The sequence below is a fragment of the Streptomyces griseoluteus genome, assembly GCF_004784465.1.
Classification (GTDB): domain Bacteria; phylum Actinomycetota; class Actinomycetes; order Streptomycetales; family Streptomycetaceae; genus Streptomyces; species Streptomyces griseoluteus.
In genome coordinates this window covers 385,386-410,672 of sequence record NZ_SRRU01000006.1, presented here as the reverse complement: position 1 = coordinate 410,672, position 25,287 = coordinate 385,386, and the positions used below count along the sequence as shown (strand labels likewise).

19 protein-coding genes are annotated in these 25,287 nt (G+C 73.9%); 8 read left to right on the top strand and 11 right to left on the bottom strand.

Features of this window, described 5'->3' with window-relative positions:
- Positions 1-204: 204 nt before the first annotated feature.
- Positions 205-1,809 carry an AMP-binding protein gene (locus E5082_RS18990; protein WP_135792422.1) on the bottom strand — a complete coding sequence of 535 codons (1,605 nt, stop codon included), beginning with the start codon at positions 1,807-1,809 and terminating at the stop codon, positions 205-207.
- Positions 1,806-3,479 (bottom strand): AMP-binding protein, encoded by a 1,674-nt coding sequence (locus tag E5082_RS18985; protein WP_135792421.1) that lies wholly within the window; start codon positions 3,477-3,479, stop codon positions 1,806-1,808. The genes E5082_RS18990 and E5082_RS18985 overlap by 4 nt, the downstream gene beginning before the upstream one ends.
- A 146-nt stretch (positions 3,480-3,625) precedes the next feature.
- On the opposite strand from E5082_RS18985, the gene E5082_RS18980 reads away from it, so the two are divergent.
- From E5082_RS18980 to E5082_RS18965, 4 genes are all read left to right on the top strand, one after another.
- Positions 3,626-4,450, top strand: a complete 825-nt coding sequence (locus E5082_RS18980) for a LuxR C-terminal-related transcriptional regulator (RefSeq protein WP_135792420.1) — start codon at positions 3,626-3,628, stop codon at positions 4,448-4,450.
- A 186-nt stretch (positions 4,451-4,636) separates the two neighbouring features.
- The gene (locus tag E5082_RS18975; RefSeq protein ID WP_190045289.1) at positions 4,637-7,474 is read left to right on the top strand and encodes an ATP-binding protein; all 2,838 of its coding nucleotides are present in this window, start codon (positions 4,637-4,639) and stop codon (positions 7,472-7,474) included.
- A 236-nt stretch (positions 7,475-7,710) separates the two neighbouring features.
- A complete protein-coding gene (locus E5082_RS18970; protein ID WP_135792419.1) occupies positions 7,711-8,502 on the top strand; it encodes a S1 family peptidase in 792 nt (263 codons plus the stop codon).
- A gap of 232 nt (positions 8,503-8,734) precedes the next feature.
- Positions 8,735-9,175, top strand: a complete 441-nt coding sequence (locus E5082_RS18965) for an Immediate-early protein 2 (protein ID WP_086695271.1) — start codon at positions 8,735-8,737, stop codon at positions 9,173-9,175.
- An 84-nt stretch (positions 9,176-9,259) separates the two neighbouring features.
- Here the strand turns inward: E5082_RS18965 and E5082_RS18960 are convergent, their stop codons facing one another.
- Genes E5082_RS18960 through E5082_RS18940 form a run of 5 tightly spaced genes read right to left on the bottom strand, consistent with a single transcriptional unit; the run spans position 9,260 to position 14,958 of the window.
- Entirely contained in the window at positions 9,260-9,898 is a 639-nt protein-coding gene (locus E5082_RS18960) for a LysE family translocator (RefSeq protein ID WP_086695270.1), read from the bottom strand.
- Positions 9,899-9,953: 55 nt separating this feature from the next.
- The gene (locus E5082_RS18955; protein WP_135792418.1) at positions 9,954-11,093 is read right to left on the bottom strand and encodes an XdhC family protein; all 1,140 of its coding nucleotides are present in this window, start codon (positions 11,091-11,093) and stop codon (positions 9,954-9,956) included.
- Between the two features lie 25 nt (positions 11,094-11,118).
- Positions 11,119-13,512 (bottom strand): xanthine dehydrogenase family protein molybdopterin-binding subunit, encoded by a 2,394-nt coding sequence (locus E5082_RS18950; RefSeq protein WP_135792417.1) that lies wholly within the window; start codon positions 13,510-13,512, stop codon positions 11,119-11,121.
- A gap of 1 nt (position 13,513) precedes the next feature.
- Complete coding sequence (locus E5082_RS18945; protein WP_135792416.1) at positions 13,514-14,065, bottom strand: (2Fe-2S)-binding protein; 552 nt, start codon at positions 14,063-14,065, stop codon at positions 13,514-13,516.
- Complete coding sequence (locus E5082_RS18940) at positions 14,065-14,958, bottom strand: FAD binding domain-containing protein (protein ID WP_135792527.1); 894 nt, start codon at positions 14,956-14,958, stop codon at positions 14,065-14,067. The genes E5082_RS18945 and E5082_RS18940 overlap by 1 nt, the downstream gene beginning before the upstream one ends.
- Before the next feature lie 283 nt (positions 14,959-15,241).
- Here E5082_RS18940 and E5082_RS18935 point away from each other — a divergent pair, with 283 nt between their 5' ends.
- Both E5082_RS18935 and E5082_RS18930 read left to right on the top strand, forming a co-directional pair.
- Positions 15,242-16,915 (top strand): PucR family transcriptional regulator, encoded by a 1,674-nt coding sequence (locus E5082_RS18935; RefSeq protein ID WP_135792415.1) that lies wholly within the window; start codon positions 15,242-15,244, stop codon positions 16,913-16,915.
- Positions 16,916-17,123: 208 nt separating this feature from the next.
- Entirely contained in the window at positions 17,124-17,891 is a 768-nt protein-coding gene (locus E5082_RS18930; protein ID WP_135792414.1) for a hypothetical protein, read from the top strand.
- 23 nt (positions 17,892-17,914) lie between these two features.
- On the opposite strand, the gene E5082_RS18925 is transcribed toward E5082_RS18930, so the two are convergent.
- Positions 17,915-18,703: a GntR family transcriptional regulator gene (locus E5082_RS18925; protein WP_135792413.1), complete on the bottom strand. Its 789-nt coding sequence runs from the start codon at positions 18,701-18,703 to the stop codon at positions 17,915-17,917.
- A 178-nt stretch (positions 18,704-18,881) separates the two neighbouring features.
- On the opposite strand from E5082_RS18925, the gene E5082_RS18920 reads away from it, so the two are divergent.
- The gene (locus E5082_RS18920; protein WP_135792412.1) at positions 18,882-19,724 is read left to right on the top strand and encodes a (2Fe-2S)-binding protein; all 843 of its coding nucleotides are present in this window, start codon (positions 18,882-18,884) and stop codon (positions 19,722-19,724) included.
- 197 nt (positions 19,725-19,921) lie between these two features.
- Positions 19,922-20,959, top strand: coding sequence for a DUF2637 domain-containing protein (locus E5082_RS18915; RefSeq protein WP_135792411.1), 1,038 nt, complete (start codon positions 19,922-19,924; stop codon positions 20,957-20,959).
- Positions 20,960-21,021: 62 nt separating this feature from the next.
- On the opposite strand, the gene E5082_RS18910 is transcribed toward E5082_RS18915, so the two are convergent.
- The 3 genes from E5082_RS18910 to E5082_RS33735 all read right to left on the bottom strand — a co-directional run bounded on the left by E5082_RS18910 (position 21,022) and on the right by E5082_RS33735 (position 24,622).
- Complete coding sequence (locus tag E5082_RS18910) at positions 21,022-21,465, bottom strand: ATP-binding protein (RefSeq protein ID WP_135792410.1); 444 nt, start codon at positions 21,463-21,465, stop codon at positions 21,022-21,024.
- 330 nt (positions 21,466-21,795) lie between these two features.
- Positions 21,796-23,538, bottom strand: coding sequence for a pyruvate dehydrogenase (locus tag E5082_RS18905; protein ID WP_135792409.1), 1,743 nt, complete (start codon positions 23,536-23,538; stop codon positions 21,796-21,798).
- A 70-nt stretch (positions 23,539-23,608) separates the two neighbouring features.
- Complete coding sequence (locus E5082_RS33735; RefSeq protein ID WP_350882833.1) at positions 23,609-24,622, bottom strand: protein phosphatase 2C domain-containing protein; 1,014 nt, start codon at positions 24,620-24,622, stop codon at positions 23,609-23,611.
- Between the last annotated feature and the right edge of the window lie 665 nt (positions 24,623-25,287).

Genomic DNA, 25,287 nt, shown 5'->3' with positions numbered 1-25,287 from the left:
GAGTCGTGGGGCGCCCGGCTCCGGGGGGCCAACCTCAAATCAACCTCTGAAGACCGCCCGAAAGGCTTCAACCGCCGCCGGGAGAGGGCAGATTGAGAGTGCGAGGTCCCGCCGGGACGGGGGTGGCGGGCCTTGCGGACGGGGGACTTGTGGGGCGCGGTCTCGGCCGGAAGGCAACGGGGGCGACCGCGCCCCGCAAGCACGTCAGGAGCCGTGGCTGCGGCGCAGCTCCACCTTGCGGATCTTGCCCGACACCGTCATCGGGAAGGCGTCCAGGAGCTGGAGCCGGCTCGGGATCTTGTAGTGGGCCAGCCGGTCCCGGCAGAAGGCCCGCAGTTCGTCCAGCGTGAGCGGGTCGGCCGGGTCGAGCGGGATGACACAGGCGAGGACCTCCTCGCCGTACCGCTCGTGCGGCACGCCGACCACCTGGACGTCCCGGATCTTGGGGTGGGCGTAGAGGAACTCCTCGATCTCGCGGGGGTAGATGTTCTCGCCACCCCGGATGATCATGTCCTTGATGCGCCCGACGATCTCCACATAGCCGTCCTCCCGCATGACGGCGAGGTCGCCGGTGTGCATCCAGCGGCCGGTGTCGATGGCCTCGGCGCTCTTCTCGGGCTCCTCCCAGTAGCCGAGCATGACGCTGTAGCCACGGGTGCACAGCTCGCCGGCCTCGCCGCGGGGCAGGGTGACACCGGTGGCCGGATCGACCACCTTGACCTCCAGGTGCGGCAGGACGCGGCCGACCGTCCCGGTGCGGTGCTCCAGGTCGTCCTCGACGCGGGTCTGCAAGGAGACCGGGGAGGTCTCGGTCATGCCGTAGCAGATGGACACCTCGGCCATGTGCATCTCGGCGACCACCCGCTTCATCACCTCCACCGGGCAGGGCGAGCCCGCCATGATGCCGGTGCGCAGGGTGGAGAGGTCGTACTCCGCGAACTCCGGGAGGTTCAGCTCCGCGATGAACATCGTGGGCACCCCGTACAGCGAGGTGCACCGCTCCCGCTGGACCGCCTCCAGGGAGGCGCCGGGCTCGAAGGAGGGGGCCGGGATGACGATGCAGGCGCCGTGGGAGGTGGCCGCGAGGTTGCCCATCACCATGCCGAAGCAGTGGTAGAACGGGACGGGTACGCAGATCCGGTCCTGCTCGGTGTAGGCGACCAACTCCCCCACGAAGAAGCCGTTGTTGAGGATGTTGTGGTGGGAGAGGGTGGCGCCCTTCGGGAAGCCGGTGGTGCCCGAGGTGTACTGGATGTTGATCGGGTCGTCGCAGGACAACTCGGCTTCCCGGGCGCGCAGTCGCTGTGCGGAGACGTCGGCACCGAGCGCGGTGAACTCCTCCCAGCCCGGCTCCCCGAAGTACACCGTCCGCCGCAGTTCCGGCAGCTTGGGGCGCACTTCGTCCACCATGGCCCGGTAGTCGCTGCCCTTGTGCTCGGTGGAGGCGAACAGCAGGGAGACGCCGGCCTGCCGGAGGACGTACTCCACCTCGTGGGTGCGGTAGGCCGGGTTGACGTTGACCATGATCGCGCCGACCTGCGCGGTGGCGTACTGGACGAGCACCCACTCCGCCCGGTTGACCGCCCAGACGCCCACCCGGTCGCCCTTGGCCACCCCGGAGGCGAGCAGCGCGCACGCCAGCCGCTCGACGTCGGCGGCGAACTCGGCGTAGGTCCACCGGAGCCCGGCGGGCACGTCGACCAGGGCCTCCCTCTCCGGCCACATGGCCGCCGTACGCGCGAGGTTGGCGCCGATGGTGTCACCGAGCAGGGCGGTGCCGCCGGTGCCGTGCGTGTAGGAGAGGGTCACCGGAAGTCCTCCTCGCGGTACTCGTCCGCCGAGCCCGCGGCCGTGGCCTCGCGCAGCTCGATGCGGCGGATCTTGCCGGACACGGTCTTGGGCAGCGGCCCGAACTCCAGCCTGCGCAGCCGCTTGTACGGCGCGAGCACCTCACGGGAGTGCTCGAAGAGCGCCTTCGCGGTACCGGGTCCGGGCTCCCAGCCCTCGGCGAGCACCACGTACGCCTTCGGCACCGCGAGCCGGAGGTCGTCGGGCGCGGGCACCACCGCCGCCTCGGCCACCGCCTCGTGCTCCAGCAGCGCGCTCTCCAGCTCGAAGGGACTGATCTTGTAGTCACTGGCCTTGAAGACGTCATCGCTTCGGCCCGTGTAGTAGACGTACCCGTCGGCATCGCGGGAGCCGATGTCGCCGGTGCGGTAGTAGCCGCCGGCCATCGCCTCGGCGGTGCGCTCGGGGTCGCCGTGGTAGCCGGTCATCAGGCCGACGGGCCGCGCGGAGAGGTCGAGCGCGATCTCGCCCTCCGCGGCGCCGGGCGTGCCGGTCACCGGGTCGAGGAGTTCGACGCGGTAGCCGGGGCTGGGCCGGCCCATGGAGCCCGAACGCAGCTCCTGGCCGGGGCTGTTGGAGATCTGCACGGCCGTCTCGGTCTGCCCGAACCCGTCCCGTACGGTCACGCCCCAGGCCCGCCGGACCTGTTCGACCACCTCGGGGTTGAGCGGCTCCCCGGCGGCGACGGCCTCGCGGGGCGGGGTGGCGAGCTGGGTCAGGTCGGCCTGGATCAGCATCCGCCACACGGTGGGCGGTGCGCAGAAGGTGGTGACCCGGGCCCGGTCCATCTCGGCCATCAGCCGGGCGGCGTCGAAGCGGGAGTAGTTGACGACGAAGACGGTCGCCTCGGCGTTCCAGGGTGCGAACAGGTTGGACCAGGCGTGCTTGGCCCAGCCGGGCGAGGAGATGTTGAGGTGGACGTCGCCGGGCCGGAGGCCGATCCAGTACAGGGTGGCGAGATGACCGACCGGGTACGAGGTGTGGGTGTGCTCGACCAGCTTGGGGCGGGCGGTGGTCCCGGAGGTGAAGTAGAGCATCAGCGGGTCGCCGGCGAGGGTCGGCCCGTCGGGCAGGAACCCGCCGGGCACCGCGTAGGCGTCCTCGTACGGCTCCCACGCCTCCTCGGGCAGCCCGCCGACCGAGATCCGGGTGTAGGTGCCGGGGACCTCGTCGAACTTGGCGGTGTCCTCGGCGCGCGCGATCACATGCGCGACCTCGCCCCGGTCGACCCGGTCCCGCAGATCGGCGGGGCCGAGCAGCGGGGTGGCCGGGATGACCACGGCACGCAGCTTCATCGCGGCGAGCATGGTCTCCCACAGCTCGGCCTGGTTGCCGAGCATGACGAGGACCCGGTCCCCCGCGCCGACGCCCAGCGCCTTGAAGTGGTTGGCCACCCGGTCGGAGCGGTCGGACAGTTCGGCGAAGGAGAGCCGGGTCTCGCTCCCGTCCTCCTCCACGATGTGCAGGGCGGTGCGGTCGTTGCCCTGCGCGATCACGTCGAACCAGTCCAGCGCCCAGTTGAAGTGCTCGAACTCGGGCCAGCGGAAGCCGTCACAGGCACCCTGGTAGTCCTCCCGGTGCTCCAGCAGGAAATCGCGGGCGCTGCGGAGCAGCTCCGTCGGGGTCGTCATCCGTGTCCTCCTCGCTGCCGCGGCCGTCCACCGCCGGCGCACTCCCGCGTCCCGGACCATTGCCGGGCGGCTCTCCCCCATCGTCTAATCCGTGATGCGGGTCTCACCACCCCCGAACGGGGGTGGCGGCACGAAGGAGCGAGAAGGTGGCAGCAGATGCCGTGGCGACGGCGGAGATTCGGGGTGCGCTGGCCGGGCTGCGGCGCGCGACGGGACTGCCGGTCGCGTTCGGCGGAGCGGTCGGCCCCGGCGCGGCGCAGATCCGGATCAGCGAGCTGAGCGGCACCGCCACGGCCGCGCTGCGCTCGCTGGTGGTGACCTCCGGCACCGGACTCGGCGGCCGGGCTGTGGCGCTGGGCCGGGCCTGCGCGGTGCCGGACTACTCCAGTTCCCGGCGGATCAGCCACGAGTACGACGCCCCGGTGGCCGCCGAGGGCCTGCGCTCGGTGCTCGCGGTGCCGCTGGTGGTACGGCACCGGGTGCGGGGGGTGCTGTACGGCGCGCTGCGCTCGGCTCAGCCCCTGGGCGACCGGGCGCTCGGCGGTGCGGTGGCGGCGGCGCGTCAGGTCGAGCGGGCGCTCGCGGTACGGGACGAGGCGCGGGGTCTGCTGGCCGCGCTCCGGCCCGCCGTACCGGAACCGGGGGCCCGCCAGGAGGACGTACGGGAGGCGCACGCGGCGCTGCGGGCGCTGGCCCCGCGCATCGCGGACCCGGAGCTGCGCGCCGAACTGCTGGCGGCCTGCGCCCTGCTGACCGCACCGGCTCCGCAAGGAAGTCCGGCGCTGGCCCCGCGTGAGCTGGACGTGCTGACCTGGGTGGCGACCGGCGCCACCAACGCGGCCGTCGCCGACCGGCTGGGCCTGCGCCCGGAGACGGTGAAGGGCTATCTGCGCGCGGCGATGCGCAAACTTGGCGCGCACACCCGGGGGGAGGCGGTGACGGCGGCTCGCCGGGCCGGGGTTCTTCCCTAGGGGCCGGAACCGGACACTCCGGTCCCCCGGCAACCGCCGGCGAAACATGCCATTCACATAGGCCCGCTTTGAATTTGACGATGCTTGACGGGCTGTTATTTCCCTCACCACGACTTCTCGACGAATTCCGGGCTCCGTTGCCTAGAATTTGGCCCGGACACGACACACGAGGGGAGCGGGCGAACCGTGCGACGGGACTTCCAGGAGCCTGCCCGATGCCGCCCCGACCTGCTCATCGGCCGCGAGGAACTGTTCGCCGACGCGAGGGAACAGCTCGCCTCGGGCGGCAGCGTGCTGGTGCACGGCCCGGCCGGAATAGGGAAATCGACCTTCCTGCGGGCATTGGCCGAGGAATACGGTGCCACCGCGCACACCGTGTTGCGCTGCTCGGCCACCGAGTCCGAATCGCATCTGCCCTTCCTCGCCCTGGCCGACCTCCTCGGGCTGGTCCTGGACGAGATCGCGCCGCACCTCCCCTCGGCCCAGCTGACCGCGCTGGAGTCGGCGCTCACCGGCCGGGGCGAGTCCAGCCTCCAGCGCGACGGTCTCGCCCTGCGCCTGGCGGTGCTCTCCGCCCTGCGCGCCCTCGCCGCGCGCGGCCCGGTCCTGCTGGTCGCCGACGACCTCCAGTGGCTCGACCCGGCCAGCGCCGAACTCCTCGGCTTCGCCGCCCGCCGCCTGGGCGGCACCCCGGTGCAACTGCTGTGCGCGGTACGCACCGAGGGTCCGGAGAGCCAGGAGTACGACCGACATCTGCGCGCCTGTCCCCCGGACACCGCCGCCGTCCGCCTCGGCCCCCTCAACCGCACCCAGGTGGCCCGGCTGCTCGACCACCGGGGCCACGGCGCGCTCCCCCGCTCCACGGTCCGCGAGATCCACCGCACCAGCGGCGGCAACCCGCTGTTCGCGCTGGAGCTGAGCCGCGCGCTCGCCGACAGCCCGACCCCGCCCCGGCCCGGCGAGCCGCTGCCGGTGCCGACCTCGCTGCGCGCCCTGGTCCTCAGCCGGCTGGACATGCTCTCGGTGGAGGCCCGCCGCACCCTGCTGGTGGCCAGTGCGGGCGCCCGCCCCACCCCGGCCCTGCTGCACGCGGCCGGCCGGGAGAACGCCGAGGCGGAGTGCGCCCAGGCCGCCGAACTCGGCCTGCTCGCCACCGAGCCGGAGGCCCCGGCCGTCCGGTTCGCGCACCCCTTGATCTCCGCGGCCCTGTACGCCGAGGCACCCGCGCCGGAGCGGCGGGCCGCGCACGCGGCACTGTCCACCGCCGCCTCCGACCCGATCGAGCGCGCCCGCCACCTGGCGCTCGCCACCACCGGTACCGACCCGGAGGTGGCGGCGAAGCTCGCCGGGGCCGCGACCCTCGCCCGCGACCGGGGCGCGCCCTCGGTCGCCGCCCAGCTCGGCCTGCTGGCCGCGCGCCGCACCCCGGCCGACGGCGTGCCCGGCGCCGAGGAGCGGCGGCTGACGGCCGCCGAGGACGCGATCACGGCCGGCGAGGTCGACCTCGCCCGGGACATCGCCCGCGAGGTGCTGAGCCGTACCGCCGTGGCCGCCGAACGGGTGCGGGCCTGGATCGTCGTCATCGACACCGCCGGGCACACCATGGCCGAGGTCGACGCCGTCTTCCCGCAGGCGCTCGCCGACGCCGGGCAGGACCCCCGGCTGCTGGCCCTGGTCAACTACCAGCTCGCCTGGCGGGCGCTGATCGTGCAGGGCGACTTCACCGAGGCCCGTACCGCCGCCGCGCACGCGGCCGCGCTGGCCGAGCACGGCGGGGACCGGCGAACCGAGCTGATGGCGCTGGCCTTCCAGGCGCAGACGGAGACCCTGATGGGCCATCCGGAGGCACCCCGCACCATCAAGCGGGCGCTGCGCGAGCCCCAGGACGCGTCGGTGGCGTGCCATCACAACGGGGCGGGCAGCGCGCGGTTCCGCTGGCTGGTCATGGGCGACCGGCTGGACGAGGCGCGCGGCACGGTGACCGCGCTGCTGGGCGAGGTGCGGCGGCGGGGTTCGGTGGAGAGCGAGGTGCACTTCCTGCGCGGGCTCGCGGAGACCGAGCTGCACGCCGGGCACTGCGGGCGCGCCCTGGAGCTGGCCCGGGAGGCGCTCAGGCTCGCGCGGGACTCCGGGATCGGGGAGACCGCCTCCGCCATGCTGACCTCGATGGCCGAGGCGTCCGGCGGGGACGTGGGCCGGGCGCTGTCGCTCGCCCACGAGGCGGTGGAGCACGCCGAGCAGGACGGCGACCAGATGTACCTCTCGCGGGCGCTCGCCGCCCTCGGATACGCCCAACTGGTGGCCGGGGACGCGGCCGGGACGGTGCGCGCGCTGCGCCGGGTACGCCGTCTGGAGCAGGACCTCGGCATCACCGACCCGGCGCGCGGCCGTTGGCAGGGGGACCTCGCGGAGGCGCTGGTCCGCATCGGTGAACCCGCCGAGGCGCAGGACCTCATCGACACCAGCCGGGAGCACGCCGAGCGCCTCGGCCGGGCGAGCGTGCTCGCGGTCCTGGACCGGGCGGAGGCCCTGGTGCGGGCGGCCCGCGGCGACCAGGAGGGCGCGCAGGCCCGGCTGACGTCCGCTCAGGACCGGCTCACGGGACTGGGCTACGGGCTGGAGGCGGCCCGCGCCGCGTTCGCCCTGGCCCAGCTCCGCGCCCGTTCCCCGGAGGGGGCCCGCCGCAGGGGCACCGTGTACGACGAGGCGACCCGGCTGTTCCGGCGCTGCCGGGCGCTGCCCTGGCTGGGCCAGGTGGACGAGGCCCGCAGCGCGCCGGAGCCCGCGCCGCCGGTGCCCGTGCCGGACGCCCCGGAGACGCTGGACGCGCTGGCGGGGCTGGCCGCGATGGAGCGTCAGGTGGCCGCGCTGGTGATGGAGGGCGCCACCAACCGGGAAATAGCAGCACGGCTGTTCGTGAGCGTGAAGACGGTGGAGGCGACCCTGACCCGGGTCTACCGGAAGCTGGGTATCCGCTCACGGGTGGACATCGTCCGATTGGCCGCAGGTCGCCGCGCAAAGTGACGGCGCCCCCGGTTAACTGAGCCGGACCGAGGGTTTTCCCTCCCCTGACCCCCTAGGGGGTTCCCTCATTGGGAGGCGGGAGTTCCGGGTCCTAGCGTGAGGGGCGTGCCGCTCGCCGGGCACACGGGTTCGGAATCCCGCCCCTCTCCGCTCCACCGGAGCCGGGGGTGCCCCGTTCTCGTGCACCACCCCCACACCCGCGCGACCCCCACCGGCAACCCCCACTGAGGAGACTCATGTTCGGGCTCAGACGTGCCAGAAAGACCGCCGTGACCGTGCTGGCGACCGCCGCCGCCGCGGCGACCGCGCTCGTGGCCGCTCCCGCGGCGAGCGCCGCTCCCCAGCCCATCGTGGGCGGCACGACCACCACCACGACCGCGTACCCGTACGTCATGCAGATCACGGACGCGTCCGGCAGCCAGTTCTGCGGCGGCACCCTGGTGTCCGCCAAGAAGGTGGTCACGGCGGCCCACTGCATGGTCGGCGAGTCCACGAGCAGCGTCCGGGTGGTCGGTGGCCGCACCTACCTGAACGGCACCAACGGCACGGTGAGCCGCGTCAGCAAGATCTGGATCAACCCGGACTACACCGACGCCACCCGCGGCGACGACGTGGCCGTCCTGACCCTGTCGACGTCGATGCCGTACACCCCGGTGTCCTACGTCTCCCCCTCCCAGACCGGCGTGTACGCGGCGGGCACCACCGCCCGCATCCTCGGCTGGGGCACCACCTCGGAGAGCGGCAGCTCCTCCAACCAGCTCCGGACCGCGACGGTGCCGACCGTGTCCGACTCCAGCTGCCGCAACTCCTACGGTTCGGACTTCGTCCAGTCCGACATGGTCTGCGCCGGACTCACCTCCGGTGGCGTCGACACCTGCCAGGGCGACAGCGGCGGTCCCCTGATCATCGGGGGCGTCCTGGCAGGGATCACTTCCTGGGGCGAGGGCTGCGCGGAGGCCGGTTACCCGGGGGTCTACACCCGGCTGACCACCTTCTCCAGCCTGGTGACCGCGCAGGTCAACTCGTGACCCGGAAGACTTCCCGAGCACGCTCGGGTGCATGACCAGGGGGGCGCTGCGAGCCACCACGAGCGGCCCGCAGCGCCTCCCTATCCATGGTCCGCAGGGGTCACTCCTGGGGGCGTGCCGGTGGGCGTGCGGGTCCCCGCGTGCGCCGGCGGCACTCCGGTCCATCCGCCGGGCAGGTGACCCGCCGGGGTGAACCCCCAGGTGGCGGACGGCGATTCCCTACGATCGGGGCGTGTCTCTCTTCACGCTCGAACGCACCGTCCCCCTCTCGCTCGCCGAGGCGTGGCGCCGGCTCACCGACTGGCCCCGGCACGGGGATCTGGTGCCGCTCACCCGGATGACGGTGGTGACGCCCCCGCCGACCGGGGTGGGCACCCGCATCCTGGCCCGTACGGGTGTCGGCCCGCTGGTCTTCGACGATCCGATGGACATCACCGTGTGGCGCCCTCCGCTGGACGGCGAACCGGGGTTCTGCCGGCTGGAGAAGCGCGGCCGGGTGGTGCTCGGCTGGGCGGAGATCGAGGTACGGCCGGGGCCCGGCGGGCGGGCCCGCGTGGTGTGGCGGGAGGAACTGCGCGTGTCCTTCCTGCCCCGCGCCTTCGACGGCGTGGTGACGAGCGCCGCGCAGTGGATGTTCGGACGCGTGGTGAACGGGCTGCTCAGGCGGGAGTGAGCCCTCGGGGCGGGGCTTGGGCGCGCGTGGGACTTGGGCGCACGTCGGACTTGGGCGCGCGTGGGAGTTGGGGCGCGCGGACCGTCAGTCCGTACGGCCCGTGACCGCGACCGTCACCCCGAGCCCGACCATGGCGAGCCCGCCCGCGCCGCCGACGGCCGCCAGCCGGCGCGGTGAGCGGGCGAACCAGTCCCGCGCGGCCGAGGCGGCAAGCCCCCAGACGCTGTCGCAGACGAGCGCGATGGCGTTGAACACCAGCCCGAGCAACAGCATCTGAAGGGGCACCCGGCCCCGAGCGGGGTCGGTGAACTGGGGCAGGACGGCGGCGAAGAACACGATCGTCTTGGGGTTGGCCACCCCGACCACGAACCCGTCCCACAGGGTGCGCGGCCCGCTGTGCGCCGGGGCGTCCGGGGTGAACGCGGCCCGCAGCGAGCCGCGCCGCCGCCACGCCGTGACCCCCAGGTACACCAGGTAGGCGGCGCCCGCGAGCTTGAGCACGGTGAAGGCGAGGACCGAGCGCTCCACGACCGACCCGACACCGAGCGCCACGGCCGCGACGAGCACATACGCGCCCAGCGTGTTCCCGACGACGGTGGTGAGGGCCGCCCGGCGTCCGTGGGCGAGCGCCCGGCCCACGACGAACAGCACGCTCGGCCCCGGCACCACGATCAGCAGCAGGGACAGCGCGGCGAAGGCGAGGAGCCGGTCGGCAGGAAGCATGCCGTCATGCAAGCACGCCCGCCGCAGGGGCCGTAACCGGTTTTTCCGCGCGCGCTCAGGCGGACGAGCCCAGCCCCAGGGGGAGGTCGTGGTGGATCGGGGTGTGGGCGCCGGTCAGCGAGATGCCGGTGCCGCCGCGCCGGGCGGCGACGATCTCCGCCGCGATGGACAGCGCCGTCTCCTCCGGGGTACGGGCGCCCAGGTCGAGCCCGATCGGCGAGCGCAGCCGGGCCAGTTGACGGTCGGTGACGCCCGCCTCGCGCAGCCGCTCCAGCCGGTCGAGGTGGGTGCGCCGGGAGCCCATCGCGCCGACGTAGGCGACGGGCAGGCCGAGGGCCAGCCGGAGCAGCGGTACATCGAACTTGGGGTCGTGGGTGAGGACGCACAGCACCGTGCGGGCGTCGGTCGCGGTGCGCTCCAGGTAGCGGTGCGGCCAGTCGACGACCACCTCGTCGGCCTCGGGGAACCGGGCGCGGGTGGTGAACACCGGCCGGGCGTCGCACACGGTGACGTGGTGCCCGAGGAACTTGCCGACCCGGACCAGCGCGCCTGCGAAGTCGACGGCGCCGAACACGATCATGCGGGGCGGTGGGACGGCCGCCTCGATCAGCACGGTGACCGGGTCCCCGCAGCGCGCGCCGCGCACCCCCAGCTGCACGGTGCCGGTGCGGCCCGCGTCCAGGAAGGCGGCCGCCTCGGCGGCGATCGTGCGGTCGAGATCCGGGTGGCCGCCGAGGCCGCCGTGCGGGTTGCCGTCACTGTCGATCAGGAGCGCGCCGCCGAGCAGTTCGGGCGGACCCGCCGTGATCCGGGCGAGCGCTACGGCCCGGCTGCCGGCGGCGGCGTCCAGCGCGGCGGCGAGCACCGGCCGGTGACGGCTGTCGGCGCGGACCGGGACCACCAGGACGTCGATGGCTCCCCCGCAGGTCAGACCCACTCCCAGGCCGCCCTCGTCGTCATACCCGAAGCGCTCCAGCGCGGGCCTGCCGTCCGCCAGTGTCTGTTGGCACAGCTCGTACACCGCGCCCTCCACGCAGCCGCCGGAGACCGACCCGACGGCCGTGCCCCCGGCGTCGACCGCGAGGGCGGCACCGGGGCGGCGGGGGGCGCTGCCGCTGACGGCGACCACGGTGGCGACCGCGAAGTCCCGGCCCTCGGCGGCCCACACGTTCAGTTCCTCGGCGATGTCCAGCATCCGACGGCCTCCTGACGCATCGCTCTCATGCCGTGCCGGTGAGATGCTCGGGCCGGACCGGGGTGCGGTTCAGCTCGAGTCCGGTGGCGGCGCGGACGGCGGCGAGCACCGCCGGGGTGGACGACAGGGTGGGGGCCTCGCCGACGCCCCGCAGCCCGTAGGGGGCGTGGTGGTCGGCGAGTTCGAGGACGTCGACCGGGATGGTCGGGGTGTCGAGGATGGTCGGGATCAGATAGTCGGTGAAGGACGGGTTGCGCACCTTCGCCGTCACCGGGTCCACGAGGATCTCCTCCATCACCGCGACCCCGAGCCCCTGCACGGTGCCTCCCTGGATCTGGCCGAGCACGGAGAGCGGGTTGAGGGCCTTGCCGACGTCCTGGGCGCAGGCCAGCTCGACCACCTTCACCAGGCCCAGCTCGGTGTCGACCTCCACGACGGCACGGTGCGCGGCGAAGGAGTACTGCACATGGCCGTTGCCCTGGCCGGTGAGCCGGTCGAAGGGCTGGGTCGGCCGGTGCCGCCACTCCCGCTCGATCTCGACGCTCTCCCCCTCCAGCACGTCCGCGAGGCCGGCCAGCACCTCACCCCCGTCGGTGACCACCTTGCCGCGCTCCAGCAGGAGTTCGGCGGTGGCCCAGGCGGGGTGGTACGTACCGAACTTGCGGCGTCCGATCTCCAGCACCTTCTCCCGCACCAGCGCGCAGGCGTTGCGGACGGCGCCGCCGGTGACGTAGGTCTGCCGGGAGGCGGAGGTCGAACCGGCGCTGCCCACACGGGTGTCGGCGGGCTGGATGGTGACCTTCTCCACGCCGAGTTCGGTGCGGGCGATCTGCGCGTGCACGGTGACCCCGCCCTGGCCGACCTCCGCCATCGCGGTGTGCACGACGGCGACCGGCTCCCCGGCGACGACCTCCATGCGGACCCGGGCGGTGGAGTAGTCGTCGAACCCCTCGGAGAAACCGACGTTCTTGATGCCGACCGCGTACCCGACCCCGCGCACCACCCCTTCGCCGTGGGTGGTGTTGCAGAGACCGCCGGGCAGCTGCCGTACGTCGGCGCCCTCGCTGGACTCCCACTGGCGCTCGGGCGGCATGGGCATCGCCTTGACGCGGCGCAGGAGTTCGGCGACCGGTGCGGGCGAGTCCACCACCTGTCCGGTGGGCAGCGTGCTGCCCTGCTCCATCGCGTTGCGCTGCCTGAACTCCACCGGGTCGAGCCCGAGTTCCTTGGCCAGCTTGTCCATCTGGGCCTCGTAGGCGAAGCACGCCTGGACGGCGCCGAAGCCGCGCATCGCCCCGCAGGGCGGGTTGTTGGTGTAGAGCGCGAGGGCCTCGATGTCCACGTCGCCGACGTTGTACGGGCCGATGCCGAGGGAGGCGGCGTTGCCGACGACGGCCGGGGAGGCGGAGGCGTAGGCGCCGCCGTCCAGCACGATCCGGCACTTCACATGGGTGAGCAGGCCGTCCCTGGTCGCGCCGTGCTCGTAGGTCAGCTTGGCCGGGTGGCGGTGGACATGGCCGAAGAAGGACTCGAACCGGTCATAGACGATCTTCACCGGCCGGCCGGTGCGCAGGGCCAGCAGGCAGGCTTGGATCTGCATCGACAGGTCCTCGCGGCCGCCGAACGCGCCGCCGACCCCGGCCAGCGTCATACGGACCTTGTCCTCGGGCAGGCCCAGGACGGGGGCGATCTGGCGCAGGTCGGAGTGGAGCCACTGGGTGGCGATGTAGAGGTGGACCCCGCCGTCCTCCTCGGGCACCGCCAGCCCGGACTCGGGGCCGAGGAACGCCTGGTCCTGCATGCCGAAGGTGTACTCGCCGCGCACGATCACATCGGCCCGCCCGGCGGCCGCGGCCGCGTCGCCGCGCACGATGGGCTGGCGGTGCAGGATGTTGGGGTGGGTCACGTAGGGGGCGTAGTGGTCGGTGCGGCCCTCGTGGACCAGGACCGCGCCGGGGGCGGTGGCGGACGACTCGTCGGTGATGACGGGCAGTTCGCGGTACTCGACGCGGATCCTGGCGGCGGCCCGGCGGGCGGTCTCGGGGTGGTCGGCGGCGACGGCGGCGACGGGTTCGCCGTGGTGGCGGACCTTGCCGTGGGCGAGCACCGGGGTGTCCTGGATCTCCAGGCCGTAGGTGCGTACGCCGGTGGGCAGGTCGTCGTAGGTCAGGACGGCGTGCACGCCGGGCAGGGCGAGGGCCTCGGAGACGTCGATGCTCACGATCTCGGCGTGGGCGACGGTGGAGCGCAGCAGGTGGCCCCAGAGCATGTCCTCGTGCCACAGGTCGGAGGAGTAGGCGAACTCGCCGGTCACCTTGAGGATGCCGTCCGGGCGGAGCGTGGACTCGCCGATGCCGCCCGCTGCCTGGGCGCCCTGGGTGATCTTCGTGGGGACGCCGGCCGGTCCGGATGCGGGCATGTCAGACCTCCTCGGCCTGCCGGGCGGCCGCCAGGCGGACCGCGTCCATGATCTTCTCGTAGCCGGTGCAGCGGCACAGGTTGCCGGAGAGCGCCTCGCGGATGTCGGCGTCGGTGGGCTCCGGGTTCTGTTCCAGGAGTTCGTCGGCGGCGACCAGCAGGCCGGGGGTGCAGAAGCCGCACTGGACGGCGCCGGCGTCGATGAACGCCTGCTGGATCGGCGCCAGTCGTGCGCCCTCCCCGGGCACCGGCTGCCAGCGCCGGGCCTCGTCCAGGCCGACGCCGGGCGCGGTGGCTCGGCGCCCTGCGGCGTGGTCGGCCAGGCCCTCGACGGTGACGACCTCGCGGCCCTCGGCCTGGCCGGCCGCGACCAGGCAGGAGCAGACCAGCTCGCCGTCCAGGCGGACGGTGCAGGAGCCGCACTCACCCTGTTCGCAGGCGTTCTTGGCACCGGGCAGGCCGAGGCGTTCGCGCAGCACGTAGAGCAGGGACTCGCCCTCCCAGACGTCGTCGGCCTGCTGCGGGCGTCCGTTGACGGTCAGACTGACGCGCATCACGCGGCTCCTTCGGTGACCCGGTGCCCGCCCCGGTAGGACTCCCAGGCCCACATCAGCGTGCGGCGGGCCAGCACGCCGATCGCGTGGCGCCGGTAGCCGGCGGTGCCGCGCACGTCGTCGATGGGGTTGCAGGCGGCGGCGCACAGGGTGGCGAACTGCTTCACGGCCGACGGCGCGATGATCTGTCCGCTCTCCCAGAACCCGCCCTCCTCCAAGGCCGAGTTGAGGAACTGCTCGGCCACCTCGGCCCGGATCGGGGTGGGCGCGGCGGAGCCGATGCCGGTGCGGACGGTACGGGTTTCGGGGTGCAGGGCGAGGCCGAAGGCGCACACCGCGATGACCATGGCGTTGCGGGTGCCGACCTTGGAGTACTGCTGGGGGCCGTCCGCCCGGGCGATCCGGACGGCGCGGATCAGCTCGTCGGGCTCCAGGGCGTTGCGCTTGACCCCGGTGTAGAAGGTGTCGACGGGGATGAGCCGGGTGCCGCGCGCCGCCGACTCCGCCTCGACCTCGGCCCCGGCCGCGAGCAGCGCCGGGTGGGCGTCCCCGGCGGGCGAGGCGGTGCCCAGGTTGCCGCCGACCCCGCCCCGGTTGCGGATCTGCGGCGAGGCGACGGTGTGCGCGGCGAGCGCGAGACCGGGCAGCTCGGCACGCAGGTGGCGCATGATCCGGGCGTACGGGACGGAGGCGCCCAGGCGTACGGAGTCCGTGCCGGTCTCCCACTCGGTCAGCTCGCCGATGCGGGTGAGGTCCAGGAGGTGGGTGGGGCGGCGGTGGTCGAAGTTGATCTCCACCATCACATCGGTGCCCCCGGCGATCGGCACGGCGGTGGGGTGCTCGGCCTTCGCGGCGAGCGCCTCCTGCCAGCTTGCGGGGCGAAGGAATTCCATGGCCCGGCTCTCTTCTTCCGTCTCATGACACGGGGCTCGTGAAGTCAGTACACCGGTCCTTCTTCCAACGGGGTCAGTCACCGAAAACCCGAAGGAGTTGGCTGGCCACGGCGGTCATCTTGTAGATTCGTATGAACGAAGGCCCTCGGCAACCCCTCCGTTTTCCTCCGGAAACACAGGAGACACCGCAGGCGCGGGGCACGGGCCGCGCGCCCCGCGCCGGCTCCGCCTCCGTCACCCATCCAGATCACGAAGAGTTTCGACACAGAACGGCGGCGACGAGATGCGGCTGCGCGCACTGCTGGACACCGATGCGCTGGGGCTGCGGCTGCTCGGCGGCGAGGACGAACTGGACCGTACGGTCCGCGGGGTCATGACGACCGACCTGCGGGACCCGAGCCGTTACCTCTCCGGCGGCGAGCTGGTCCTCACCGGTCTGGCCTGGCGCCGGGACGCCACCGACTCCGAGCCGTTCGTCCGCCTCCTGGTACAGGCCGGGGTCACCGCCCTGGCCGCCGGGGAGGCCGAGCTGGGAGACATACCCGAGGACCTGTTGGTGGCCTGTGCCCAGCACCGGATGCCGCTGTTCGCGGTGCACGAGTCGGTGGCCTTCGCCACCATCACCGAGCACGTGGTGCGCCAGGTCTCCGGCGAGCGCGCCGGTGACCTCGCCGCCGTGGTGGACCGGCACCGGCGCATGATGACCTCCGGCCCGGCGGGCGGCGGGCCGGACGTGGTCCTCGACCTGCTCGGCAGCGATCTCGACCTGCGCGCCTGGGTGCTCTCCCCCACGGGCCGCCTGATCGCCGGGTCCGAGGTCGCGGGCCCGGCACTGCCGCCGGAGACCTGCGCGCGGCTCGCCGCCGAGCACCTGGCCGCCGTACGCACCGGGCGGCGCGGACCGCACCGGGTGCAGCTCGACGGCGTCACGTACTCCCTGTTCCCGGTCCGCTCCTCCGGCCGCGCGCCGCAGGCGGTGCCGGACGTACGGGAGACCGTGCTGTCGGACTGGCTGCTGGCCGTGGAGGCGGACGCCGCCGACTGGCCCGAGGAGCGGCTCGACCTGCTCCGGGGTGTCACCCAGCTCATCGCCGTCGAGCAGGACCGGCGCGACGCCGCCCGTACGGTACGGCGCCGGCTCGCCCAGGAGGTGCTGGAGCTGGTGCAGGGCGGGGCCGCGCCCGCCGAGATCGCGGCCCGCCTCAGGGTCGCCGCGCCCGTGCTGCTGCCGGGGCTCGGGGCGGCGCCGCACTGGCAGGTCGTCGTGGCCCGGGTCGAGTGGGAGGACGGGACGGCGGCGGGCGGGCCGGTCGCCCAGTCGCTGCTGGAGGAGGTCCTCGTCGACCCGCTGGCCACCGGCCCGGAGCCGGCCGACCGGGTCGCCGTCGCGCACTCCGGGGACGAGGCGGTGGCGCTGGTGCCGCTGCCCGCGGTCTCCGCCGAGCACGACGGCTCCGAGGCCGGACTGCACGCCGACGCGCTGCTGCGGTCGGTGCGCGAGGCGCTGTCGGCGGGGCTGGAGGGCGACGGGCGGCTCACCCTCGGCGTGTCCGCCGCCGTGCACTCGGCGGAGGGGCTGCGCGGGGCACTGGAGGAGGCCCGGCACGCCCGCCGGGTCGCCGCGGCCCGGCCCGGCCGGGTGTGCGCGGCGGGGCACCAGGAGCTGGCCTCGCACGTGCTGCTGCTGCCGTTCGTCCCGGACGACGTGCGGCGCGCCTTCACCGCCCGGCTGCTGGACCCGCTCACCGAGTACGACCGGCGGCACCGGGCCGAGCTGATCCCGACCCTCGAGGCGTTCCTCGACAGCGACGGCTCCTGGACGCGGTGCGCGAGCCGGCTCCATCTGCACGTCAACACCCTCCGGTACCGGGTGGGGCGGATCGAGCAGCTGACGGGCCGGGACCTGTCCCGGCTGGAGGACAAGCTGGACTTCTTCCTCGCGCTGCGGATGAGCTGAGTACGGCCGTACGGGCGTGATCAGCGCGGTCGGCGCCGGGGAGCGGATTCGATCTTCCGGCGCCACGGGACGGCCGTTCGGCCCCCGGTCCGCAACTTTGTGAAAAGTTTCACCCACCCTCTTGGCCCGGCCCGGTGATCGGTGCTGGAATGCACGCACTCAACAGCTCGACGGCGTGCTCGGGGAGGGCAACGTGGCGCATCCCGCCATGTCTGGTGACGGAACGACCGCCGATGACGATCCGCTCCAGACCGCGGTGTGGCGGCTGCGCTCACGGGCCTGCTGGGCCGACGCGGCGGCCCTCCTGCCCACGGACACCCCCCGGGCGACGCTCCAGCGGGCCGCGCTGCTGGTGGAGCGGTGCCTGTACACCGAGCGGGGCTGGGAGGCGGCCGAGGACGCGCTGCGCACCGCCGAGGCACGGGCCCACACCGACGAGGAGCGCGGGGCGGCCGCCTGCGAGCGGGGCCGGCTCGCCTACACCTCCACGCTCCACCGCGTACGGGACCGGGCGGACGAGGCGCGGGCCGCGCTCGGCCGGGCCGCCGCGCTGATCCCGCCGGGGGCTCCGGGGCGGGCCCTGCTGGACTTCCGCCGGGGCCTGCTCGCCGAGAACCTGACCCACTCCCCGCAGGCCGCCCGCGCCGCGTACCGCCGGGCCCACGCGGGCGCCACCGCCCAGTCCGACCCGCTCCTCCTCTCCTGCACCTGGCGCCACCTCGCCCAACTGGCCCTCCGCGAGGGCGAGCTGGCCGAGGCCCGACATGGCTTCGCCGAATCCCTCCGCCTCCGCGAAGACCTCGGCTACCTGATCGGCACCGCCCCCGCCCTGGTCTCCCTCGCCGAGACAGAACCCGAACCCGAGGCGACCCGTCTCCGCGAGGAGGCCGGCCGCCTCTTCCGCCTGCTGGGCGGCCTTCCGACCTGGCTCGCCGACCACCTGAGCCCACCGGCAGCGGGGGCGGCCACGGCCTGAGGGGGCTGGGTCCCCCGGTCCCGCTACTGGTCCCGCTGCGCGAAGTGCTCCGCCACCAGGTCCCCCACCACGTCCACGTCCCCACAGGCCAACGCGTCGAGCAGGGCGGTGTGCTGGGCGGCGTCGCGGAGGAGGACCGCGCGGTGCTGCCGGGGTGGGGTGGTGGCGAGGGGCCACTGGGCGCGGCGGTGGAGGTCCTCGGCGATACGGAGGAGCTGTTCGTTGCCCGCGAGGGCGAGCAGGGCGCGGTGGAAGGCGCGGTCGGCCTCGGCGTAGCGGGCCGGGCAGCCGGCGGCGGCCGCGCGGGCGGTGTCCTCGGCGAGCGGGCGCAGCTCGGCGAAACGGGCGGCCGGGACGGTACCGGCCAGCCGCAGCAGGACGGGGACTTCGAGCAGCGCCCGTACCTCCGCCAGCTCGGCCAGCTCGCGGGCCCCGCGCCGCACCACCCGGAACCCCCGGTTGGGGACGACCTCGACGGCCCCCTCCAGCGCGAGCTGCTGCATGGCCTCGCGGACGGGCGTCGCGGAGACCCCGAACCGCTCGCCGAGCACCGGCGCCGAATAGACCTCGCCGGGACACAGTTCCCCGGTCGTCAGCGCGGAGCGCAGCGCGTCGAGGATCTGCCCGCGCACCGAGGCCCGCTGCACGACCGCGCGCGGCCGGGGCAGCGGCGGCTCGCTGTGGGTGTGCTCGCCCCGTACCGCCGAGACGCCCTCGGCCCGCTCGCGGGACCGGTCCGGTACCCGCGTGGCGGGCTGGGCGGCGTGCCGGGGCAGCCCCGTACCGGAGACGTCGTGCAGGCCCTGCGTCACGGGTCCTCCTCGGGCTGTTCGGCGGCCGGGGTCCGGCCCCGGACACGGACGACGGACCGTCACATGTCCGTCAAGCACCTTAGGCGCAGGAGGCGGCACTTCAAATTCCCGGAAAGATGGGTAAGGTTAGCCTTACCTGTACGCCCGCCCTCGTGTTCGAAGGATCGGTGGTCCCGCCATGCTCGCTACGGCCTCGCCGCTCACCGCAGCGTACGCCCGGCTCGGCGAGGTCTTTCCGGGACTGACCGTGACGGTCACGGAGGACCCGGCACACCCCCTGCCCGTGGGCGACGGCTGGGTCACCGCCGACGGACTCGCGGCGGGCGGCGCCCAGCTCGACTCCTTCCTCGCCTGGGACGACGCCCAGGTGCTGCGGGACTACGGCCGGCGCGCGCGGCCGGACGTCATCGCCGGCTTCGGCCTGCACCGCTACGCGTGGCCCGCCTGCCTGCTGATCACCGTCCCCTGGTTCCTGCACCGGCGCGTCCCGCGGCTGCCCGCGGCCCACGTCGCCTACCACCGCACCGAGGGCCGGATGACCGTACGGCCGGGCACCTTCGCCTGTCTGCCGGACGACCCGGCGGCCGGGCTGCCGGAGGCGGTCGTGGTGGCCGACGAGGAGGCGCTGCGCGCCGAGGTGCGCGCGGCCGTCGCCGAGCATCTCGAACCGGTACTGGGCGGCTTCGGCCCGCGGATGCGGCGGCGCGGCCGCGCGTTGTGGGGCATGGCGACGGACGAGATCGTCGAGGGCCTGTGGTACCTCGCCTCCCTCTTCGGCGAGGGCGAGGAGCGGCGCGCGATGCGCGAGCTGGAACTGCTGCTGCCGGGCAGCACCCGCCCGTACGCGGGCTCGGCTGCGTTCCGTGAGCTGACCGGTCCGGACGGCGCCCCGCTGGCCACCCGCGACCGGGTGAGCTGCTGCATGTTCTACACGCTGCGCCCCGAGGACACCTGCGCCACCTGCCCCCGCACCTGCGACAACGACCGCGTCGCCAGGCTGACGGCGGCCGCCGCGGCCTGAGCTAGCCGGAACCACTCGTTCGAGCGGCGGAAATCGAACTCAACTACCCCTCCGCAGCACACAGTTCGAGCAGAACGGCGTCATCGCACCGCCCTCGCGCCCCTTTGAAGGACCGTTGCCTCGAAATCCCCGGCCGACCGCCGGGGATGGGTCACTATGACGGGCGATACGCCCTATCCCAAGGCAAGGGACCCCTGATGCGAATGACCGACATATCGCTGAACTGGCTGCTTCCGGGCGCCGTGCTGCTCCTGGGCGTGCTGGCGGCGATCGCGGTGCTCGCGCGCGGCAAGCGCTCCTCCGGGGAGAAGGCGGGTGCGGACGACTCCTGGGAACGCAGCGAGGAGCGCCGCAGGCGCAAGGAGGCGATCTACGGCACCGCCTCGTACGTCCTGCTGTTCTGCTGCGCCGCGGTGGCGGCGGCCCTCTCCTTCCACGGCCTGGTCGGCTTCGGCGAGCAGAACCTCGGCCTCACCGACGGCTGGCAGTACCTGGTGCCGTTCGGCCTGGACGGCGCGGCCATGTTCTGCTCCGTCCTCGCCGTGCGCGAGGCCAGCCACGGCGACGCCGCGCTGGGTTCCCGGATGCTGGTGTGGATGTTCGCCGCCGCCGCGGCCTGGTTCAACTGGGTGCACGCGCCCCGGGGAATCGGCCACGACGGAGCGCCGCAGTTCTTCTCCGGCATGTCCCTGTCGGCGGCGGTGCTGTTCGACCGGGCGCTGAAGCAGACCCGTCGGGCGGCCCTGCGTGAACAGGGCCTGGTGCCGCGCCCGTTGCCGCAGATCCGTATCGTCCGCTGGCTGCGGGCGCCGCGCGAGACGTATGGGGCGTGGTCGCTCATGCTCCTGGAGGGTGTGCGCAGCCTGGACGAGGCGGTCGAGGAAGTACGCGACGACAAGCGGGAGAAGAGCGAGGCACGTCAGCGCCGGCGCGACCAGCAACGCGTGGAGCGCGCCCAGTTGAAAGCGCTGAGCCGAGGCGGCCGGAGCCTGGTGAGCCGGACGCCCGCGCGGACGGTGGATGTGCAGATGGACCGCGCCCCCGCACCGGCGACCGGGGAGCCGGCCATAGCGGCGGAAAAGCTCACCGCCCGCTCACGGCCCTCGCTGCAGTCGGTCCGCAAGGGCACCGAACCGCTCACCGTCGACCTCACCGCGGAGGACGACACGATGACGCTGCCCCGGCTCGACTCGCTGGAGCGCAAACTGAAGGACCTTGAGCAGCAGTTCGGCTGAGGCCGAGCGGCGACGGGGTGGGGACGCGATTCGTCAGGAGCGCGTCCCCACCCCGTCGTCGTCTATGCGGCCGCCGAACCCAGTTCGAACCAGACCGACTTGCCCACCGCGTGGGCCCGTACCCCCCAGGCGTCCGCGAGGGAGCGCACCAGGACCAGGCCGCGGCCGCCTGTGTCCTCGTCCGGGGTGGGGGTGCGCATCAGGGGCCCTCTGGTCATGAAGTCCCTCACCTCCACACGGAGTCCGCGCGGGGAGACGACAGCGGTGAGGACCGCGTCGTCGTCGGTGTGCACCAGGGCGTTGGTGACGAGTTCGCTGGTGAGCAGTTCCGCTATGTCGGACCGGTCGGGCCGGTCCCAGTGCCGTAACAGGGCGCGCAGTTCGCGCCGCGCCGCGGGCACCGCCGCGAGGTCGGCCCGCGCCAGTTCGCGTCTGAGCCGGCGCGCCTCACGTGTACCGCCGGTCTCGCCGTCTCCCGTGTCCGCCGGAGAGGCCCCCGCCGTCATGGGACCGCCCCCTCGCACCTGCCTCGTCATGACCCCCGCCCACACGTCGCCGGCCCTCTCCTTCTGGTCGACCGCGTCCACGACGGATGGTTGCCCAGCGGACCAACGGCCAGTCATGGCCGCGGCCCGACCGCCGGGTGTTCGGCCACGCGCGGCGGCCGTACGGGCCGTCCACCGACCGCCTCGACACGCGTACGGAAAGCGCCGAGACGGCCGAAAGGCGCCGCAGGAGCCGTCTGAGGGCTCCTGCGGGCCCATCCGGGCACCCTGTGCCCCCAATCGGTCACTCCCGGTGAAACTGACCGGAAATCGCCGCTTCTCAGGGCGAGTTCAGGGCCGGGGGACGTTGCGGAGGTTGGAGCGGGCCATCTGGAGCATCCGGCCGACGCCGCCGTCCAGCACGATTTTCGAGGCGGACAGCGCGAACCCGGTGACCATGTCGGCCTTGATCTTCGGCGGGATCGAGAGGGCGTTGGGGTCGGTGACGACGTCCACCAGCGCCGGGCCTTTGTGCTTGAAGGCGTCCTTCAGTGCCCCGGCCAGCTGCTTGGGCTTCTCCACCCGCACCCCGAACACCCCGCAGGCGCGGGCGACTTCGGCGAAGTCGGGGTTGACGTCGGTGGTGCCGTACGACGGCAGCCCGGCGACCAGCATCTCCAACTCCACCATGCCGAGCGCGGAGTTGTTGAACAGGACGAGCTTGACCGGCAGATCCTGCTGCACCAGGGTCAGGAAGTCGCCCATCAGCATGGTGAACCCGCCGTCACCGGCCATGGCGACGACCTGCCGGTCCCGGTCCACGAGCTGGGCGCCGATGGCCATCGGCATCGCGTTGGCCATCGAGCCGTGCGAGAACGAACCGATGATCCGGCGGCGGCCGTTGGGCGAGATGTAGCGGGCGGCCCAGACGTTGTTCATGCCGGTGTCGACGGTGAAGATCGCGTCGTCGTCCGCCAGCTCGTCCAGCACGGACGCCACGTACTCGGGGTGGATGGGGATGTGCTTGTCCACCTTGCGGGTGTACGCCTTGACCACGCCCTCCAGCGCGTCGGCGTGTTTCCTCAGCATCTTGTCCAGGAAGCGGCGGTCCGTCTTCTCCCGCACCCGGGGGATCAGACACCGCAGCGTCTCGCGGACGTCCCCCCACACCGCGAGGTCCAGCCGCGAACGCCGTCCGATGACCTCGGGCCGTACGTCGATCTGCGCGATCTTCACGTCGTCCGGCAGGAACGCGTTGTACGGGAAGTCGGTGCCGACCAGGAGCAGCAGCTCGCACTCGTGGGTGGCCTCGTAGGCCGCGCCGTACCCGAGCAGCCCGCTCATGCCGACGTCGAACGGGTTGTCGTACTGAATCCACTCCTTGCCGCGCAGGGCGTGGCCCACCGGGGACTTGATACGGCCCGCGAACTCCATCACCTCGGCGTGCGCGCCCGCCGTGCCCGCGCCGCAGAACAGGGTGACCTTGTCGGCCTGGTCGATCAGCTCCACCAGGCGGTCGATCTCGGCGTCGCCGGGGCGGATCGTGGGCCGGGAGGTGACCAGGGCGCTCTCGAAGGACCGGTCGGGCGCGGGCTGGTCGGCGACGTCGCCGGGCAGGGTGACCACGCTGACGCCCCGCTGGCCGATGGCGTGCTGGATCGCGGTCTGGAGCAGCCGGGGCATCTGCTGCGGGTTGGAGATCATCTCGCTGTAGTGGCTGCACTCCTGGAACAGCCGTTCCGGGTGCGTCTCCTGGAAGTAGGAGAGGCCGATCTCACTGGACGGGATGTGGGAGGCCAGCGCCAGTACGGGCGCCATGGAGCGGTGGGCGTCGTAGAGGCCGTTGATCAGGTGCAGGTTGCCGGGGCCGCAGGAGCCCGCGCACGCGGTGAGCTTGCCGGTGATCTGCGCCTCGGCGCCGGCCGCGAAGGCGGCGACCTCCTCGTGCCGCACATGCACCCAGTCGATCGCGGCGTTGCGGCGCACGGCGTCCACGATCGGGTTGAGGCTGTCGCCGACGACGCCGTACATACGGCGCACGCCGGCGCGGGCGAGGATGTCGACGAACTGCTCGGCGACGTTCTGTTTGGCCATGACGGTCGTCCGCCCCTTCGCGGTCCCTGGGATACGCCCCTGCGCTTCCATGAAGTCACAGGGGCCGCGGTTACGCCTCCCAAACGGCGGCGGCCGTACGGTCGTCGGCGTACCCCTTCACCCTCGTCCGGACGTCCGCCAGGAACCCGGCGAGACCGGGCGCGGCGGCGCGCGACCAGCGGCGCCCCAGGAACGCCCCGAGGGACGCCTCGCCGCGCAGCGGGTCCGCGAGGCCGGAGGTGCACATCATCAGCACATCACCCGGCCGGGCTAGGGCGGCCCGGAACCGGAACGGCATCTGCGCCGGCTCGGCGGGCTCGTACGGGCTCGGCGGGACCGGGATGCCGAGGTCCATGGTGAGCCGGTCGCCGTCCTGGGTGCCCTCCGCCGGTACGGCCGGTTCGATGTCCCCCCACTCGCCGTCCCGCAGCCGGAACAGGCCGCCCTCGCCGGCGCCGAAGAACACGCGGGTGCGGCAGTCGGGGTCGGCGGGCAGCAGCAGACAGCGCAGGCTCGCGGTGGGCTCGCCGGAGGCGGCGCGGAGTTTGCCCAGGGTGCGGTCGGTGAGGCGGTTCAGCCCGGACTTGAGGTCGCCGCGCCGGCCCGCCCGCAGGTCCTCGACCAGGCGTTCGTGGCTGCGTCCCACCGCCTGCCCGATCCACCGGCACGCCTCGGCCGCCGCCCGGTGCGCACCGGGCACCGCCCGCGTGCCGGTCGCCATCGCCACCAGCACGAGCGCCTGCTCGCCCGCGCCGAACCGCGCCACCAGCAGCGCGTCCCGCCGCGCCTCCCCCCGATACCGCGCGGAGTCGCCCCGCAGCGACACCGCCCGCAAGGTGTACGCCCCGTACCGCGCCCCCTCCAGCACGGTGTCCGGCACCAACTCCCCGAGCTCCTCGGGATCGGCGGCGGGCAGCGCGGTGGGCTCGGGCGCGTAGGTGGGCGGCCGCGAGCCGACGTAGTCGGGGGTGGGGGGCGCGGCGGGGGTGAAGTGGGCTACACCGCTGACCACGGGACCTCGGGGGGCGCCGGGGTCGCGGGGCTCGGGGGGCTGTTCCGCCGTGGGGGCGGGCCAGCCGGGCATGGGCGGGACGGCGGGGGGCCGGCCGGGCCGGGGGTCGGGGGCGGCGGGCCGGCGGTCCGGCCGCGGGTCCGGGGCGGCGGGCCGGCGGTCCGGCCGCGGGTCCGGGGCGGCGGGCGACACCGGGGCCCGGCCTGCCGGTGTGTCCGGGGCGCTCGGCGGAACCGGCGTCCGCCCTGGAGCGGTGGGCGTCGCCCGCCGGGGGTCCGGCGCAGAGGGCTCTGTCGGCGGTACCGGGGCATCCGGCACCGGAGGGACCGCCGGTTCGGCCGGCGGAGTTCGCCGCGCATCCGGTACGGGAGGCGAGACCGGGGTGCCCGGAAGGGGCGGGCCGGCGGGCCGGGGCGCCCGCGCGTCCGGCGCGGGAGGAGCGGTCGGCGGCGCCGGAGCACCCGGCGCGGGAGGAGCGGTCGGCGGGGTCCGCCGCGCATCCGACGCCGGCGTGGCCCCTGGCTGAGCACCGGGAACCGAAGGCTCCCCTCCGCCGGCAGCGGGCTCGGCGCCCCGCTGGGGCGGAAACGACGGGCGCTGCCCGGGAGCCGGGCCGTCGGATCTCTTGCCCGGCGAGGACGGCGAGCCCTCCCGCCGCGCTCCCCTGTCCTCGGCGCCGCCAGGCCCCCGCCCCGTCGTGCGTTTCGCCGAGGCGTACCGGTCGTCCAGGGAATCCG

Coding starts and splice junctions, on each gene's coding strand:
- E5082_RS18985 (WP_135792421.1), bottom strand. CDS start 3,479: ATGACGACCCCGACGGAGCTGCTCCGCAGCGCCCGCGATTTCCTGCTG.
- E5082_RS18970 (WP_135792419.1), top strand. CDS start 7,711: ATGTTCGGGCTCAGACGTGCCAGAAAGACCGCCGTGACCGTGCTGGCG.
- E5082_RS18960 (WP_086695270.1), bottom strand. CDS start 9,898: ATGCTTCCTGCCGACCGGCTCCTCGCCTTCGCCGCGCTGTCCCTGCTG.
- E5082_RS18955 (WP_135792418.1), bottom strand. CDS start 11,093: ATGCTGGACATCGCCGAGGAACTGAACGTGTGGGCCGCCGAGGGCCGG.
- E5082_RS18950 (WP_135792417.1), bottom strand. CDS start 13,512: ATGCCCGCATCCGGACCGGCCGGCGTCCCCACGAAGATCACCCAGGGC.
- E5082_RS18945 (WP_135792416.1), bottom strand. CDS start 14,065: ATGCGCGTCAGTCTGACCGTCAACGGACGCCCGCAGCAGGCCGACGAC.
- E5082_RS18940 (WP_135792527.1), bottom strand. CDS start 14,958: ATGGAATTCCTTCGCCCCGCAAGCTGGCAGGAGGCGCTCGCCGCGAAG.
- E5082_RS18935 (WP_135792415.1), top strand. CDS start 15,242: ATGCGGCTGCGCGCACTGCTGGACACCGATGCGCTGGGGCTGCGGCTG.
- E5082_RS18930 (WP_135792414.1), top strand. CDS start 17,124: ATGTCTGGTGACGGAACGACCGCCGATGACGATCCGCTCCAGACCGCG.
- E5082_RS18920 (WP_135792412.1), top strand. CDS start 18,882: ATGCTCGCTACGGCCTCGCCGCTCACCGCAGCGTACGCCCGGCTCGGC.
- E5082_RS18915 (WP_135792411.1), top strand. CDS start 19,922: ATGCGAATGACCGACATATCGCTGAACTGGCTGCTTCCGGGCGCCGTG.
- E5082_RS18910 (WP_135792410.1), bottom strand. CDS start 21,465: ATGACGGCGGGGGCCTCTCCGGCGGACACGGGAGACGGCGAGACCGGC.
- E5082_RS18905 (WP_135792409.1), bottom strand. CDS start 23,538: ATGGCCAAACAGAACGTCGCCGAGCAGTTCGTCGACATCCTCGCCCGC.
- E5082_RS33735 (WP_350882833.1), bottom strand. CDS start 24,622: ATGCCCGGCTGGCCCGCCCCCACGGCGGAACAGCCCCCCGAGCCCCGC.